The sequence below is a fragment of the Methylobacterium ajmalii genome (genome assembly GCF_036448855.1).
Lineage (GTDB): Bacteria > Pseudomonadota > Alphaproteobacteria > Rhizobiales > Beijerinckiaceae > Methylobacterium > Methylobacterium ajmalii.
Genome location: NZ_JAZFXT010000026.1, coordinates 203,173 through 218,192 on the forward strand (window position 1 = coordinate 203,173; position 15,020 = coordinate 218,192).

At 72.5% G+C, this 15,020-nt stretch carries 15 protein-coding genes; 4 read left to right on the forward strand and 11 right to left on the reverse strand.

Going from position 1 to position 15,020, the window contains the following annotated elements; genetic code table 11:
• Nucleotides 1-131 precede the first annotated feature (131 nt).
• Together V3T34_RS12605 and V3T34_RS12610 are read right to left on the reverse strand one after the other, a co-directional pair.
• The gene (locus V3T34_RS12605; protein WP_305076553.1) at nucleotides 132-707 is read right to left on the reverse strand and encodes a PilZ domain-containing protein; all 576 of its coding nucleotides are present in this window, start codon (nucleotides 705-707) and stop codon (nucleotides 132-134) included.
• A 185-nt stretch (nucleotides 708-892) separates the two neighbouring features.
• Complete coding sequence (locus V3T34_RS12610) at nucleotides 893-1,498, reverse strand: PAS domain-containing protein (RefSeq protein ID WP_060845385.1); 606 nt, start codon at nucleotides 1,496-1,498, stop codon at nucleotides 893-895.
• A 473-nt stretch (nucleotides 1,499-1,971) separates the two neighbouring features.
• On the opposite strand from V3T34_RS12610, the gene V3T34_RS12615 reads away from it, so the two are divergent.
• On the forward strand, nucleotides 1,972-2,784 hold the full coding sequence (locus tag V3T34_RS12615; protein ID WP_305076475.1) for a rhomboid family intramembrane serine protease: 813 nt from the start codon (nucleotides 1,972-1,974) through the stop codon (nucleotides 2,782-2,784).
• A 135-nt stretch (nucleotides 2,785-2,919) separates the two neighbouring features.
• A complete protein-coding gene (locus tag V3T34_RS12620) occupies nucleotides 2,920-3,351 on the forward strand; it encodes a CBS domain-containing protein (protein WP_048428671.1) in 432 nt (143 codons plus the stop codon).
• Between the two features lie 18 nt (nucleotides 3,352-3,369).
• Here the strand turns inward: V3T34_RS12620 and V3T34_RS12625 are convergent, their stop codons facing one another.
• Together V3T34_RS12625 and V3T34_RS12630 are read right to left on the reverse strand one after the other, a co-directional pair.
• Nucleotides 3,370-4,422, reverse strand: coding sequence for a patatin-like phospholipase family protein (locus tag V3T34_RS12625; RefSeq protein WP_305076474.1), 1,053 nt, complete (start codon nucleotides 4,420-4,422; stop codon nucleotides 3,370-3,372).
• 149 nt (nucleotides 4,423-4,571) lie between these two features.
• Nucleotides 4,572-5,063: an Lrp/AsnC family transcriptional regulator gene (locus V3T34_RS12630; protein ID WP_060845388.1), complete on the reverse strand. Its 492-nt coding sequence runs from the start codon at nucleotides 5,061-5,063 to the stop codon at nucleotides 4,572-4,574.
• A gap of 121 nt (nucleotides 5,064-5,184) precedes the next feature.
• Between V3T34_RS12630 and hppD the strand changes: the two genes are divergently transcribed.
• Both hppD and V3T34_RS12640 read left to right on the forward strand, forming a co-directional pair.
• Nucleotides 5,185-6,315, forward strand: coding sequence for a 4-hydroxyphenylpyruvate dioxygenase (gene hppD, locus V3T34_RS12635; protein ID WP_305076473.1), 1,131 nt, complete (start codon nucleotides 5,185-5,187; stop codon nucleotides 6,313-6,315).
• A gap of 258 nt (nucleotides 6,316-6,573) precedes the next feature.
• Nucleotides 6,574-8,301: an ABC transporter ATP-binding protein gene (locus tag V3T34_RS12640; protein WP_305076472.1), complete on the forward strand. Its 1,728-nt coding sequence runs from the start codon at nucleotides 6,574-6,576 to the stop codon at nucleotides 8,299-8,301.
• Between the two features lie 43 nt (nucleotides 8,302-8,344).
• Here the strand turns inward: V3T34_RS12640 and V3T34_RS12645 are convergent, their stop codons facing one another.
• The 7 genes from V3T34_RS12645 to V3T34_RS12675 all read right to left on the reverse strand — a co-directional run bounded on the left by V3T34_RS12645 (nucleotide 8,345) and on the right by V3T34_RS12675 (nucleotide 14,925).
• A complete protein-coding gene (locus V3T34_RS12645; protein ID WP_060845391.1) occupies nucleotides 8,345-8,647 on the reverse strand; it encodes a hypothetical protein in 303 nt (100 codons plus the stop codon).
• Nucleotides 8,648-9,045: 398 nt separating this feature from the next.
• Nucleotides 9,046-9,813: an SDR family oxidoreductase gene (locus tag V3T34_RS12650; protein WP_305076471.1), complete on the reverse strand. Its 768-nt coding sequence runs from the start codon at nucleotides 9,811-9,813 to the stop codon at nucleotides 9,046-9,048.
• Nucleotides 9,810-10,847: an ABC transporter substrate-binding protein gene (locus tag V3T34_RS12655; protein WP_200601855.1), complete on the reverse strand. Its 1,038-nt coding sequence runs from the start codon at nucleotides 10,845-10,847 to the stop codon at nucleotides 9,810-9,812. The genes V3T34_RS12650 and V3T34_RS12655 overlap by 4 nt, the downstream gene beginning before the upstream one ends.
• Before the next feature lie 5 nt (nucleotides 10,848-10,852).
• Nucleotides 10,853-11,602 carry an ABC transporter permease gene (locus V3T34_RS12660; RefSeq protein ID WP_305076470.1) on the reverse strand — a complete coding sequence of 250 codons (750 nt, stop codon included), beginning with the start codon at nucleotides 11,600-11,602 and terminating at the stop codon, nucleotides 10,853-10,855.
• Entirely contained in the window at nucleotides 11,599-12,390 is a 792-nt protein-coding gene (locus tag V3T34_RS12665; RefSeq protein ID WP_305076469.1) for an ABC transporter ATP-binding protein, read from the reverse strand. The genes V3T34_RS12660 and V3T34_RS12665 overlap by 4 nt, the downstream gene beginning before the upstream one ends.
• Nucleotides 12,380-13,837 (reverse strand): acyl-CoA reductase, encoded by a 1,458-nt coding sequence (locus V3T34_RS12670; protein WP_305076468.1) that lies wholly within the window; start codon nucleotides 13,835-13,837, stop codon nucleotides 12,380-12,382. The genes V3T34_RS12665 and V3T34_RS12670 overlap by 11 nt, the downstream gene beginning before the upstream one ends.
• A gap of 11 nt (nucleotides 13,838-13,848) precedes the next feature.
• Entirely contained in the window at nucleotides 13,849-14,925 is a 1,077-nt protein-coding gene (locus V3T34_RS12675) for a LuxE/PaaK family acyltransferase (protein WP_305076467.1), read from the reverse strand.
• Between the last annotated feature and the right edge of the window lie 95 nt (nucleotides 14,926-15,020).

Consider the following 15,020-nt stretch of genomic DNA (forward strand, 5'->3'; position numbering starts at 1 on the left):
TCGCGACCGGACGCGATCCGCGCGCGGGCCCGAGCGAGTCGACCCGGGAATCGGCCGCGCCCCGGTGCACGACAGCGGGCGGCGCGCGGCCGGCAGGCCGCCGGAGCCGGGGCACCTTCAACGAAGGAGTGTCACAACACCAGATTCTCGTCGAACCGGTCCGGCGAGAGCGGCAGGCGGAACTCGATCGCGGCGCCGCCCTTGAACCGGCGCACCACCCGGCCGGGCGTGCGCCCGACGGTCAGGGAGGTATCGAGCGGCAGATCGACCTCGCAGGCCACCGCCGCGCCCGACAGCGAGATGTCGACGATGCGCGCGGCGATCTCGCGGCCGCCCTCGAGATGCAGGGTGGTGAGGGCGCGGCGCGGCACCACGCGCTCGTGCCGGCGGTCCTCCGGCAGGCCGAGCTCGGTCCGGTTGGCGAGCCAGGTCAGCTGCGAGGCGATCTTGTCGCGCTTGTGCGTCGTGGCGTTGATCGTCACGGCGATCCCGTCCGGCAGGATCCGCGCCACCGTCCCCTCGATCCGCCCGACATGCTCGAGGTAGATCACGATGCGCTCGCCGACCGTGCCGCCGACCGCGCAGGTCAGCCGCACCCCGCCGGGGGACATGTCGATGGTCTGGCAGGGATATTCCTGCCGATCGGACAGCATGTAGCGCCCGAGGAGCGCCACCGCGACGCGGGTGTGCCGGCGCTGCTCGGCCATCGCCCGCAGGGACAGGGCACGCGCGATCACCGAGGCCGGCCGGACCGCGGTGCCGCTCGGCGCGCCCTCCGCGGCGCTGCCCACCGCGCTCGCCCCCACGCTCGCCATGACGCTCGATTCTCCCGGCGCGGAACCCACCGCCCCGGACGATCATGCGTTCGAGTGGTTAACGAACCGCTCTGCCGTCAGGCCCGGCCGCCGTGATGCACCACGAAGCGCTTGCGGCGCTCGGGCCCCGGCTCGTCGTTGGCCGCCGGCGGGGGGGCTGCCAGCGGAGCGGCGATCGCCGCGTTGGCCTCCCCGGTGAGGATCCGCAGCGACACGGTGCGCAGGGCCACGATCGGGCGCAGGCCGAGCCAGGTCGGGATCACCGCCGGCGAGAGCGAGCCGATCACCCGGGCCTGGGTCTTGCCGCGGTGGCGCAGGGGCAGGAGCAGAAGCTCGAGGTCGAGGGTCTCGCCGGCCTCGGTCACCCCGACGAGCCCGACCACCACGCCGGCGGTCTCCTGGATCACCACCTCGACCAGCCGCCAGGGATCCGCTGCCGGGGCCTCGCCCCACAGGCCGCCGAAGGAGAGGCCCCTGAGCTCGGCCCCGAACAGGGCGCAGAGCCGCGTGCCGGCGAGGCGAACCGTGGCGGCCTGGGAGGCTGCGTCGATCTCCAGGATCAGGCTGTCGGCCAGCACGTGGCGGATCTCTCCGGGCTCGATCTCGCCCCGCTCCGGTGCCGCGCGGGCGCCGCGCAAGCCGTTCCAGTAGGCGTGGAGCATGCGGCTGGTCGGGTGCTTCATGGCGTCTCGGTCTGGCACGGTCGGGCGGACGGGCGGTCCCAGGGGCTACCGGAGGTTGTCCCATCTCGGGACTGCCACCGGCGCGGCTGATTCGGTTGAGCAGACCCTATGCCGAACGCGAGGGGTGCGAGAGCGTAAGGTTCGGTTAGGGTTACCGGCCCCTCGTTGTTGCGTTTGCCCCACACCCGGGCGATTGTGGGGAGCAATGGCGGATTGGGGCTGGCCGGGTGCATCGCGGCGCCCTAAGCCCGCCCGCATGCAAAGGGGTGAGGGCCGGATCCGGCCCGCGTCGTCACGGTCCTGACGACGTTCCGCGCGCGGCCGTGACGCGGCTGGCGCGATCATCCTCTTCGGGGAGAGCGGCAACGCTCTCCCTTTTTTTTCGGCCGGCCGGTCGTCTTTTCCCGGGTGCCCCCAAGCCGCGGCGGCGCCCGCCCTTGCGGACGGCCCCCGCGCCCCGCAATGGTGCCCGCATGGATGCCACCCCCGACCTCCCGCGACCGCCGCGCGTGCCGGTCTTCAACATGCCCGCCGTGGTCACCGCCTCGGTCGGGATCCTGGTGCTGATCCACGCCGTGCGGCAGGTCCTGCCCGACGTCTGGGACATCACCCTGCTGCTCGACCTCGCCCTGATCCCGGCGCGCTGGACCCTCGCCCTCGATCCGGGCCGGGCCGCCGACGTGCTGCGCGCCGCCGCCGAGGGGGATGCCGGCGGCGTCGAGCTGCGCAAGGCCTTCGCCGCCTACCTGGTGGCCGACGCCGACGGGATGCCCTGGACCTTCGTCACCTACGCCCTGCTGCACGGCTCCTGGGCCCACGTGCTCCTCAACAGCGTCTGGCTCGCGGCCTTCGGCTCCCCGGTGGCGCGGCGCTGCGGCGCCTGGCGCTACGGCGTGATCGCGCTCGCGGCGACCGCCGCCGGCGGCCTGCTCCACGTCCTGATCGACCCCTTGAGCACCGTGCCGCTGATCGGCGCCTCGGCGGGCGTGTCGGGGCTGATGGCGGCGGCGGTGCGCTTCGCCTTCCACCCGCCCGAGCCCGCCGGCGCCGCCGCGGTGCCCTGGCAGCGCCCGGTGCCGACCCGGCTGCAGACGATCCCCGAGCTGTTCCGCAACCGCTCGGCGGTAGTGTTCCTCGTCATCTGGTTCGTCACCAACCTGCTGTTCGGCCTCGCCGCCCTGCCGCTGGGCCTGAGCGACGCTCCCGTCGCCTGGGACGCGCATCTCGGCGGCTTCGTCGTCGGATTCCTGCTGCTGCCCCTGGTCGAGCGCATCGGGCGACGCTGAGCCCGGCGGGAGTTGTTTCCCTTCGACTTCCGGGGTGCTTGCGTCCTGCGTCCCGCGGTCACACACTCGGCCCCGCAACCGAGAGTCCCGCCCGGACCGTCACGGCCGGCGGGGCCCGAGCCCTGGGAGGTGTTGATGACCGTCGCGCGCATCCTGTCGCAGAAGGGCCGCACTGTCGTGACCGTGCAGCCCCACCGCACCCTGGCGGAGGCCGCCGCGCTCCTGACCGAGAAGGGCATCGGCGCCCTGGTGGTGAGCGATGCCGGCCAGACCGTCCTCGGCATCCTGTCGGAGCGCGACATCATCCGGGCGGTGGTCCGCGGCGGCGGCGCGGCGCTCGAGGCGCCGGTCTCCCGGCACATGACCGCCAAGGTGATCTGCTGCAGCCGCGCCAGCGCCGTCGACGAGGTGATGGAGCTGATGACCGACGGCCGCTTCCGCCACGTCCCCGTGGTCGAGGACGGCCGCCTCGTCGGCCTCGTGTCGATCGGCGACGTAGTCAAGCACCGCATCGAGTCGGTCGAGGCCGAGCATCAGGCGATGCGCGAGTACATCGCCACCGCATGATGCCCGCCGGCGGCCGCCTCACGCCGGTGCGACGGCGGCCGCGATCATCTCGTGGATCTCCGGCAGCATCCGCCGGGTGGCCTGGCGGCCGAGCTCGATGCACTCCTCGGCGCGGTGGAACTCGAACAGCCCCATCTGGGCGAGCTTCGGGTTGATCATCACGTCGGGCGGGTCGCCGGCCAGCCGCGAGCGCGAGATCCGGTCCTGGGTGATGTTGAAGGCGTCGACCATCACGCTGGCGATGCCGCTCGGCGCGCCGGATTCCGGCCGGGGCTTCGGCTTCGCCCGCCGGCCGCCGATCAGCGGCCAGCGCCGCGCCTCCTCGGCCGGCGCCCCGGCGGCCTCGGCGGCGGCCTCTATCACCGCATCCGCCCCTTCCGCCCCGTGCGACTGGATCACCGTGCCGCGCACCCGCATGTCGCCGTTGAGGTTGACGCAGAGCACCACGTCGGCCCCGAGCGCGCGCGCGGCCGTGACCGGCACCGGGTTGACCAGCGCCCCGTCCATCAGCCAGCGCCCGGCGATCTTCACCGGATCGAAGATGCCGGGCAGCGCGTAGGAGGCCCGCACCGCCTCGACGAGGCCGCCGCGGGTGAGCCAGATCTCGTGCCCGGTGCCGAGCTCGGTCGCCACCGCCGCGAAGGTGAGCGGGAGATCCTCGATGCGGGCGCTGCCGAGGTCGCGCTCGAGCAGCCGCCGCAGGCGCTCGCCGGCGATCAGCCCCGAGCCGCTGATGTGGAAGTCGAGCAGGCCCATCACCCGGCGCTTGGTCAGGGTGAGGGCGAAGTCGCGCAACTCGCCGAGCTTGCCGGCAGCGTGGCAGGCGCCCACCGCCGCCCCGATCGAGCAGCCGGCCACCACGTCGATCGGGATCCCGGCCTCCTGCAGCACCTCGATCGCCCCGATATGGGACCAGCCCCGGGCGGCCCCGCCGCCGAGCGCCAGGCCGACCTTGGCCCGCCGGGGCCGCTCGGGCTCGCGAAGGGGAGGAACACCCGCGGCACCCAGCACGCCGTCCGCTGAGCGCCGCACGGGCGCGCCGGAGAAGAGTGCGATGCCGTCCCACATCATGGCGCCTGACCTCCGCCGGGCTTGTCCCGGATCGCAGTGTGGCCTGGAACCATCAAGCGTTCGTCAACGGTGGAGGTTGCATCGCCCTTTCGTCGGGGAATCGGGTGCGAGAGGATCGGGCCGGAGCGGGAGGCCCGGGACGGGCGGGGTCAGGCGGAGGAGGGCCCGCGCGGCAGCGGCAGGGCGGCCGCCTCCTTCAGCGTGTCGAGCACCACCGCGGAATGGACGTGCGCCACGCTCTCGTGCGGCAGGAGCACGTCGTTGATCACCGCCGAGAGCGCCTTCAGGTCGGGCACGATCAGCTTGAGCAGGTAGTCGCTGTCGCCCGTCATCACGTGGGCCTCCAGCACGCAGTCGAGGCCGCGGACCAGCTCGGCGAAGCGGCGGGCGTTGTCGCGGTTGTGGGTGGCGAGCGCCACCTTGGTGAAGACCGTGACGGCAAGCCCGAGCGGCTCCGGGGCGAGCTCGGCCCGGTAGCCCCGCACCACGCCGCGCTCCTCCAGCCGCAGGCGCCGGCGCGAGCACTGGCTGGCCGAGAGGTGGACGCGCTCGGCGAGCTCCTGGTTGCCGAGGCGCCCGTCCTCCTGGAGCGCCGCGAGGATCTTCAGGTCGAACCCGTCGAGGGTGAGAGGATCGGTCATCGCCGGGCGTCTCCATGCACGATCCGTGCGCGGAGGCCGGGCCGGCGCCCGGATTTCGCACGCCCCGCGCGGGCCGTCCATGCTCTGATGGCGACCACGAACGCAGAAGAGGACGCGAACGATGGGCCCCTATCCGCACGATGCCCCGGCCGCCCAGGTCACCGCCGCCAACCCGATGGGCACGGACGGGTTCGAGTTCGTCGAATACGCCCATCCCGAGCCGCAGGCCCTGCACGACCTCTTCCGCGCCATGGGTTTTGCCGCGGTGGCGCGCCATCGCACCAAGGCGATCACCGTCTACCGCCAGGGCGACGTGAACTACCTCATCAACGAGGAGCCCGGCAGCCACGGCCACCGCTTCGTCGCCGCCCACGGCCCCTGCGCCCCGTCGATGGCGTTCCGCGTCGTCGACGCGAAGGCCGCCTACAAGCGGGCGCTCGCCCACGGCGCCGAGCCGGCCGACCCGGCGGAGGGCAGCAAGACCCTCGACGTGCCGGCGATCAAGGGCATCGGCGGCTCGCTGCTCTACTTCGTCGAGACCTACGGGCGGAAGGGCTCGCCCTACGAGGCCGAGTTCGATTGGCTCGACGCGCGCGACCCCAGGCCCGAGGGCCTCGGCCTGTTCTACCTCGACCACCTGACCCACAACGTGCATCGCGGCCGGATGGGCGTCTGGGCCGGGTTCTACGAGAAAATCTTCAACTTCCGGCAGATCCGCTACTTCGACATCGCCGGCAAGCAGACCGGCCTGTTCTCCAAGGCGCTGACCTCGCCGGACGGCAAGATCCGCATCCCGATCAACGAATCGGCCGACGAGAAGAGCCAGATCGAGGAGTACCTGCACGCCTATAACGGCGAGGGGATCCAGCACATCGCCTGCGGCTGCCGCGACATCTACGCGACGATCGAGGCGCTGCGGGCAGGCGGCGTCGCCTTCATGCCCGCGCCGCCGTCGGTCTATTACCGTCGCGTCGAGAAGCGCCTGCCCGGCCACGGCGAGCCGCTGGAGCGGATGGAGCGGAACGGCATCCTGATCGACGGCGAGGGCGTGGTCGAGGGCGGGATGACCAAGATCCTCCTCCAGCTGTTCTCGGCCAACGCCATCGGGCCGATCTTCTTCGAGTTCATCCAGCGAAAGGGCGACGACGGCTTCGGCGAGGGCAACTTCAAGGCCCTGTTCGAGTCGATCGAGGAGGACCAGATCCGCCGCGGCGTGCTGGCGGATCACGGGCCGCGCGACGCGGCCGCCTGAGGCCGATCCGGGCATCTTCTGAGATCAGGCACGGCCCCGTCCCCCGGCCCGGGAGACGGGGCCTCCCTTTGTTTATATCTGGAATAATAACGAAGAAGTGAGGGCGGACCTCCGCCCGACTTGTCCTTTGGCAGCGTCGGCGATCCGGGCCGGGGCGACTTCATGGCGCGAGCCGTCGCCTTGTCGCACGGGCGGGTTCCCGCCTATCAGGGGCCCGCGCGCCGGCCCCGGCCCGCGTCCCACCGCCACCGGACCGTCATGCTCAAGGCCTTCCTCGCCTATTACCGGCCGTACCGGACCCTGTTCCTCGTCGATTTCGGCTGCGCCATCCTGTCGGGGCTGCTCGAGCTCGGCTTCCCGATGGCGGTCAAGGCCTTCGTCGACGTGCTGCTGCCGCGGCAGGACTGGAGCCTGATCCTGCTCGCCGCCGCGGGCCTGGCGCTCCTCTACGTCGCCAATGCCGGGCTGATGGTGGTGGTGACCTATTGGGGCCACGTGCTCGGCATCAACATCGAGACGACGATGCGGGCGCGCGCCTTCGACCACCTGCAGACGCTGTCGTTCCGGTTCTTCGACAACCAGAAGACCGGCCATCTCGTCGCCCGGGTGACGAAGGACCTGGAAGAAATCGGCGAGGTCGCCCATCACGGGCCCGAGGACCTGTTCATCGCCGTGATGACGCTGTTCGGCGCCTTCGGACTGATGCTGTACGTCCATCCGCCGCTAGCCCTGATGACCGCCGCGATCCTGCCGGTCATCGCCTTCGTCACCGTGCGCTACGGCGGACGGATGACGCAGAACTGGCAGGCGCAGTACGGCCGGGTCGGCGCCTTCAACGCCCGCATCGAGGAGAATGTCGGCGGCATCCGGGTGGTGAAGGCCTTTGCCAACGAGGCCCACGAGCGCCGCCTCTTCGCCGCCGACAACCAGCGCTACCGCGCCACCAAGCTCGACGCCTACAGGATCATGGCGGCGAGCCTGTCGCTCAACTACCTCGGCATGCGCCTCGTCCAGATCGTGGTGCTGCTGGGTGGGGCCGCCTTCGTGGTGCGGGGCGATCTCAGTCCCGGCGGCTTCATCGGCTTCCTGCTCCTCGTCGGGGTGTTCTACCGGCCGCTGGAAAAGATCAGCGCGGTGGTCGAGACGTATCCCAAGGGCATCGCGGGCTTCCGGCGCTACATGGCGCTGCTCGCCACCGCCCCCGACATCGTCGACCGGCCGGGCGCGGTGCCCGCGCCGCCCTTGCGCGGCGAGATCCGGTTCGAGGGCGTGCGCTTCGGCTACGGCGACGGGCGCGAGGTCCTGAGCGGCGTCGACCTCGCGGTCCGGGCCGGCGAGACCGTGGCCTTCGTCGGGCCGTCGGGGGCCGGCAAGACCACCCTGTGCTCGCTGGTGCCGCGCTTCTACGACGTCGAGGGCGGGCGCATCACCCTCGACGGCCACGACATCCGCGACCTGACGCTGGCCTCCCTGCGCGGCCAGATCGGCATCGTGCAGCAGGACGTCTTCCTGTTCGCCGGCACGATCCGCGAGAACATCGCCTACGGCCGGCTCGATGCGAACGAGGACGAGATCCGGACGGCGGCCCACCGGGCGCGCCTCGACACCCTGATCGCGACGCTGCCCGACGGCCTCGACACGGTCGTGGGCGAGCGCGGCGTCAAGCTCTCCGGCGGGCAGAAGCAGCGCCTGGCGATCGCCCGGGTCTTCCTGAAGAACCCGCCGGTCCTGATCCTCGACGAGGCGACCTCGGCGCTCGACACCCAGACCGAGCGGGAGATCCAGCAGGCGCTCGCCGAGCTGACGCAGGGGCGCACCACGCTCGTCATCGCCCACCGCCTCGCCACCATCCGGCACGCCGACCGCATCGCGGTCGTGTCGGGCGGGCGCATCGTGGAGCAGGGCTCGCACGACGCCCTAGTGGCGGCGGACGGCGCCTATACGCGCCTGCACGCGGCGCAGGCAGGAGCGATGGCCGCGGAGTGATCCGCGGCCGTTCGATCGCGACGCGACCGGACGGGAAGCGGCGTCAGTGCGCCGAGGTGTGGAGGGCCCAGACGTCCTCCTCGACGTCGAGCAGGGTCTCGTGGACCTGCCGCGCCAGGGCGAGCGCGGCCTCGTCGCTCGTCGCCGGGCCGGAGAAGCGGGCGATCACCGCCAGCATCTCGACCGTCAACCCCTGCCGGAACCGGGCGAAGCCGCCCGGGCATTCCGCCTCGTAGGACAGGGCGAGGTCGCGCAGGACATGCGCCAGAAGGTCCGCCGCCGGGGCAGCGGCGGGAGCGGGGGCACGGCTCTCGGCAGCCGGCAGCAGGTCGAGCGTCGGGATCATGCGGGCACAGATAGGGCCTGCAACGCCCGAGCAACATTCGGGCGTACAGCCTAGGTCTGACGGCATAGAACATCGCACCGGGTCGTGCCCAGTGGCGCCTGCGTCGATCTGCATGTGCGGGCGCCGGACGCGAAGCGTGGAGCGGCCCCTGCCGTTGGGTTGAACACCACACTGCATCAATCGTGTCAATGCATCCGACGCAGCGGTGATCGGAATGGACCTTTCCAATACCCGCGGCCGGTCCGGCGCTGCTCCCGTCCCGGATTGTCCAGTTCCCGACACTTGATCGGTTGCTTGCCCGGGTCGACGCGACTGCAACCCTCGCGTGACGGTGGGCGGCGGTGGGGGGAGATCCGGGGAATCGTCCCGCCCGCGCTGCTCCGCCCGGGGGCCCGGCCTCACCCCATCACCAGCCCGCCGTCGACGGTGAGCACCTGCCCGGTCATGAAGCGGCTGTCGTCGTGGGCGAGGAACAGCACCGGCCCGGCCACGTCCTGCGGCGTCGCGAGGCGGCGCAAGGGGGTCTGGGCGATCAGTGCGTCGCGGACGGCCTCCGGGGTGTCCCGGCTCGCCTGCGTCGGGACGACGAGGCCCGGCGCCACGCAGTTGACCCGCACGCCGACCGGCCCGAGCTCGGCCGCGAGGTTGCGGCTGAAGCTGACGAGCGCCGCCTTGGCGGTGGTGTAGTCGTGGTAGGGGATGCTCGGGCGCGACACGAGGTCGCTCGCGAGGTTGACGATGCTGGCGCCGCTGCGGCGCGTCAGCAGCGGCAGCAGAGCGTGGACCACCTGGTAGGTGCCCCGCACCGTGCCGTCGAACTGGCGCTGGTAGGCCTCCCAGGGCAGGTCGCGGAAGCGAATGCGGTGGTCCGGATCGAAGCGGTAGGGTGCGAAGGCGTTGTTGACGACGGCGTCGAGCCGCCCGACCTCCTCGCCGATCCGCGCGGCGAGCTCCGCCACCGCGGCGGGATCCGTCACGTCGGCGGCGACCGGAAGCGCCTGCCCGCCGAGCGCGCGGCAGCGATCCGCCACCGCCTCGGCGCCGGCCGCGTCGCTGCGATAGTTGACGATCACGATCGCGCCCTCGGCGGCGGCGGCGGTGGCGATGGCGGCGCCGATGCCCCGGCTCGCACCCGTGACCAGGATCGCGCGGTCGCGAAACCTCACGGCGTGCCCTCCTTCGCAGGGCTCGCGGCACTCTCCTTCACGGGGATCAGGTCGGTCTTCACCACCTGGCCCATGTCGAGGGCGCGGGCGACGAGGCCGAGGCGCCGGAAGGTGTCGGCGCCCTGCTGCAGGACCGGCAGGTCGAAATGGCCCAGGCCCTCGCGCTCGGTCGTCGGCGAGACGCTGGAGAGGTTGCGCAGGCGGATGACCTCGCGGTTGATCGCCTCGTCGCGACCGTTGATCGCCCGGGTCACCGCGAGGCGGGCAGCCTCGTCGGGCCTGGCGATCATCCAGGCCGCCGAGTCGCGGTAGGCGGCGAGGAAGCGCTTCAGGAGCGGCTTTCTCGCCTCGTAGTCCTTGCGCGTCACCACGAAGATGTCGCTCGGCAGGTTGAGGTGGTCGCGCACCTCGATCACGTCGACCTCGCCGAGACCTTTGGCCCGGCCGACGAGGAGACCGGTATCGGTGGCGGCGGTCGCGTCGACTTGGCCCTGGATCAGGGGGGCGAAGTTGAGGAGGCCGGTGACCTCGACGGTCACGTCGGTCTCCTTCAATCCCGCCGTCGCGAGGAGCAGGAGCAGGTGCTGGCGGGTACCGCTCGCCAGGCTGTAGACGCCGACGCGCTTGCCCTTGAGGTCGGCGATCGTGCGGATGCCGCGGCTCTTCGGCGAGACGACGTTGAACACGTTCTGGGGATAGATGTCGTAGACCGCCACCAGGTCCGCGCCCTTGTCGAGGGCGAGGTAGAACGAGGCCGGGTCGGTGAAGGCGATGTCGGCCTGGCCCGCCAGCACGGCCTGGATCGCCGAGCCGCCGCCATTGCCCGGGACGTAGTCGAGGGCGATGCCGCGAGCCTTGAACAGGCCGTGATCCGGCTCGGCGAGGAGGTTGGTGATCTCGCTGATCGGCTGGCTCCAGCCGCCGACCGTGACCTTGTCGAGGCCTTGCGCCGCGGCCGGGGGGCTGAGCCCCGCGAGAGCGAGCGCCGCGAGAGCGAGGAACGGCAGGGCATGCAGGCAACGGGGAAGCTTCACGACACTCAACCTCTCGGGTAGCGACGCAGGATCAGGGATTCGAGGGCGCGGGCGGCCTCGTAGACCGCCATCCCGAGGGCGGTGATGACGACGAACAGGGCGAGGATCAGGCTCGAATCCATCGTGCTCTGGGCGGCGATGATCGCGGCGCCGAGGCCCTGGCGCCCGCCGACGAACTCGCCCACCACCGCCCCGACCAGCGCGAGCACGATGGCGACCCGGAACCCCGCCAGGATCACCGGTAGGGCCGAGGGCAGCTTGAGCCGCCACAGGGTCCGGGCCCGGCTCGCGCCGAGCATCCGAAACAGCTCGCGCTTGCCCCCATCGACCTGATCGAGCCCGGTCAGGGTATTCTCGAGGAGCGGGAAGAAGCAGATCAGCGCGGTGATCACCACCGTCGGGGTCAGGCCGAAGCCGAACCACAGGATCAGGAGTGGCCCGAGGGCCAGCTTCGGGACGAGCTGGCTCGCCAGCACGTAGGGATGCAGCACCCGGTGGAGCGCCGGCCACTCGGCGAGCAGGATGCCGGCGCCGAGGCCGAGGCCCGTCCCGGCGGCGAGCCCGAGCGCCATCTCGGTCGCCGTCGCCTGCAGGTGCGGCCAGAGCCGGCCCGAGACGGCCTCGCCCCACAGGGTCTCGGCGACCGAGGAAGGCGGCGGCAGGACGAGGGCCGAGACCCCGCCCGCGCGGCACCACGCCTCCCAGGCGCAGAGCAGCACGACGAGGAGCAGGGCGGAGACGAGGCGCGGCCTCATGCGGCGCACCCCGCGGCGGGGGAGGGGGCGTCCAGGGCGGGGGCGTCCATGGCGGCGCGCAAAGATCGGCAGGCGGCGCCGAACGCGGCGGTATAGCGGATGCCCGGGGGACGGGGCCGCGGCAAGGGGACCGCCGCCTCATGGACGAGGCGCCCGGCCGCCATCACGCCGACCCGGTCGCCGAGATACGCCGCCTCGGCGATGTCGTGGGTGACGAACAGGGCCGCGGTGCCGCGCGCCGCGCACAGGTGCAGGAGGTCGTCCTGCAATTCCTCGCGGGTGAGCGCGTCGAGCGCCGCGAAGGGCTCGTCGAGGAGCAGGAGGTCGGGCGCGCCGATCAGCGCGCGGGCCATCGCGACCCGGCTCTGCTGCCCGCCCGACAGGGTGGCGGGATGCCGGCCGGCGAGGGACCCGAGCCCCATCGTCGCCAGAAGGTCGCGTGCGGCCTTCCGGTCGGCCTCGCGGGGGCGGCGCTTGAGCGAGACCGGCAGCAGCACGTTGTCGAGGACGCTGAGCCAGTCGAGCAGGGTCGGGGCCTGGAACACGAAGCCGACCCGCGGCGCCGGCCCGCGCACGATCGTCCCGTCGACCCGCACCTGCCCCTCGTCCGGCACGATCAGCCCGGCGGCGATCTTGAGGAGCGTGGTCTTGCCGCAGCCGCTGCGGCCGAGCAGGCAATGCACCGCCCCGGGGGGAATCGCCCAGTCGACCTCGTCCACCGTGGCGGCGGCGTCGCCCGGGAAGCGGTAGCGCACGCCCGTAAGCGCGAGGGCGGCGTCACTCGGCATAGGGCGCGACATCGTCCGCCGCGGCCTCGGCGCTGGCCTCGATCTCCGTCACGGTCACGAGGTCGAGCAGGCTGAAGCGGCCGTCATGGTGCCAGCCGGCCTCCGGCGCGGTCATCCGGCCGAGCGCGGCGATGCGGGTGACCCCGGCCGCCGCGAGGTCCTCCGCGAGGGAGAACAGACGGGCGGGGGCGGCGGCGAGGCCCGCGCTCTGGAGATAGGCGCGGTGGGGCGCCACCAGGGCCGGCACCTCGGCGAGGTCGTCGACCGCCACCACCGCGACGGTGCGGTTGAGGCCGGACGGGCTCAAGGGCACGGGCGCGTCGAGATGGACGACGCTCCAGGAATCCTCCGGATCGCCGAGGAGCACGGTGCCGGCGTCGTCGAGTGCCCGCATCTCGTGGCCGCTGCGCCAGGCCGCGATGGCGGCGCCCTCGCCCGGATCGAGGTGTCTGCGCGGGTGGCGGGCGGCGAGCGCCGCGAGCGCGTGGGCGAGGTGGCGGGCGAACTCGTCCGGCGCCACCGGCCCGCCGCGCTCGACGAACAGCATCTGCGGCGCGTAGCAGCCCTGCTGCTCGTAGCGCACCACGTCCTGGGCGGCGGCCTGCGCGGCGGCGCCGGCGCGGCGGCTGTCGAGCGCCTCGCGGCCGATCATGGCAAAGCCGATGCGGTGGCCGTGCGGCAGGAACCGGGTGGAGACCGGCACCCTGGCGCGCAACGCCGCCAGGGTGGCATCGCCGCCATAAGCCATGACGCAGTCGGCGGCTTCGAGGAACGTCGCCTCGACGCCGCCCTCTCCGCCCTTCCACCAGGTCATCGCCAGGCACTCGCCGAGCTCGGGATCGGCCTCGGCGACCGCCTGCGCGAACCAGCCGGCGGTGAGCGGCTCGGCGGAGGCGAGCTTGCCGATGCTGCCGGCCTTGACCAGTAGCCCGGCGACGAGGCTCCATAGCGGTAGGGCCGGAACGTTGCCGGCCCAGACGTGCAGCAGCAGGTCGGGCCCGCGCGCCCGCGTGAACCCGCCCTTCACCGCCGGCCGGAAGCCGTCGAGCACCCCCGGATCGGAAAAGTCCTCGGCGAGGAAGCGCAGGAGCTGCGGCCGCCGGAAGGTCTTGAGGTAGCGCGTCAGGCCGAGCCGCACGGTCTCGGGATCGTAGCCGGTGACGACCGGCAGCAGCGCCTCGGCCTTGCGGCGAGAGGGGTGCGTGCGGTCGAGGAGGCAGGCGCTCGCCCGGTCGATCGCCGCGACGATGCGGGCGGTCTCCATGCCCCGCAGGGTGTCGCGGGCGCGGGCCCGGATATGGGCGCAGAGCGACCGGGCCTGGGCCTCGTCGAGCACCGGCAGGGCGACCGCGACCGTCTCGCCCCAGGCTCGGTGCACGACGACCCGCCGGCCGGCCAGCCCGGCGAACGGCCCCGGAAGGTAGCCGGCCTCCTCGACCGCGCTCATCCCCTGGTCGTTCATCCTTGCGCGGCGGCCAGGAACTCGGCCACCGCGACCGAGCAGCCGCGGGAGGCCGAGCCCTCGACCCGGCCGAGCAGCCGGAAGCCGCCCGGCACGATCACCCCGGCATCCTCGGTCAGGATCGCCGAGACCGAGTTGAAATGGGCGAGGTCGTGGTGGACCAGCACGCCGGTCTCGCCCTCGGGCAGGTCCTGGCCGGTCAGCGGATCGACGACGCGGCTGCGGATCCAGTGCGGGCCGGACTTCACCGGCGGGCAGGCCGCGTTGCCGTCGTCGTAGAACTGGGTGCTCAGCTCGGTCATGCCGTACATGTTGAGGCAGGCCTCGCGCGGCACTCCGAAGGTCCGCGAGAGTCCGTCGTAGAAGGCGTCGGGCTCGATCTCCCGCGACTGGCCCTTGAAGCCGCCGGTGTCGAACAGGAAGCTGCCGGGTGGCAGGGCGATGCGGCGGCCCTGCGCCGCGAGGGCGTCCATCACCGGCACGAAGGCGTAGGTGGCGCCAAGCAGCGCATAGGGCTCGCCCGAGGTCTCCGCCTCCGCGAGCGCCGCCAGCAGCCCGTCGAGGTCGAGCCCGCAAGGGCCGACGAAGACCGCGCTGTCCGGCGTCCCGAAACGCTCACGCGCCAGCGCCAGGTAATGGGCGAGCGACGAGTTCGGGAGTGCCGCCTCGTCGGGAAACAGGAAGCCCATGCGGATCGTGTCGCGCCCGCGCATCACCCGGGCGGCGAAGCCCTCGAGCATCGAGCGGTCGTAGACCGCGAGCGTCGGGTGGTAGCTGCGGCCGCGCCCGCTGCCGGTGGTGCCGCTCGTCATGAACACCCGCTCGGCCTCGTCGGCCGGGCAGCAGCTCAGGGTGAGGTCCTTGAACGCCTTGATCGGGACCGCCGGGATGTCGCGCCAGCGCCGGACGGCGAGCGGCGTGCGCCCGCGCGCCTGGGCGAAGCGGCGATAGGGGGCGTTGTGCGCGTACTGGTGGGCGAAGAGCCGCAGCGCCATCGCCTCGAACTCCGCCTCGTCCGCCCCCGGCCGACCGATGAAGTCGATCAGGGCCTCGACGATCTCCGCTTGCGACATCACGGCCACCTCGCGCCCCATCGTGGGCGTCGGCCGTGCCGGGCGTGAGATCCTGCGCGAAAAGACGGCTGGCGGCGGCGCCCTCGTGGCGGCGC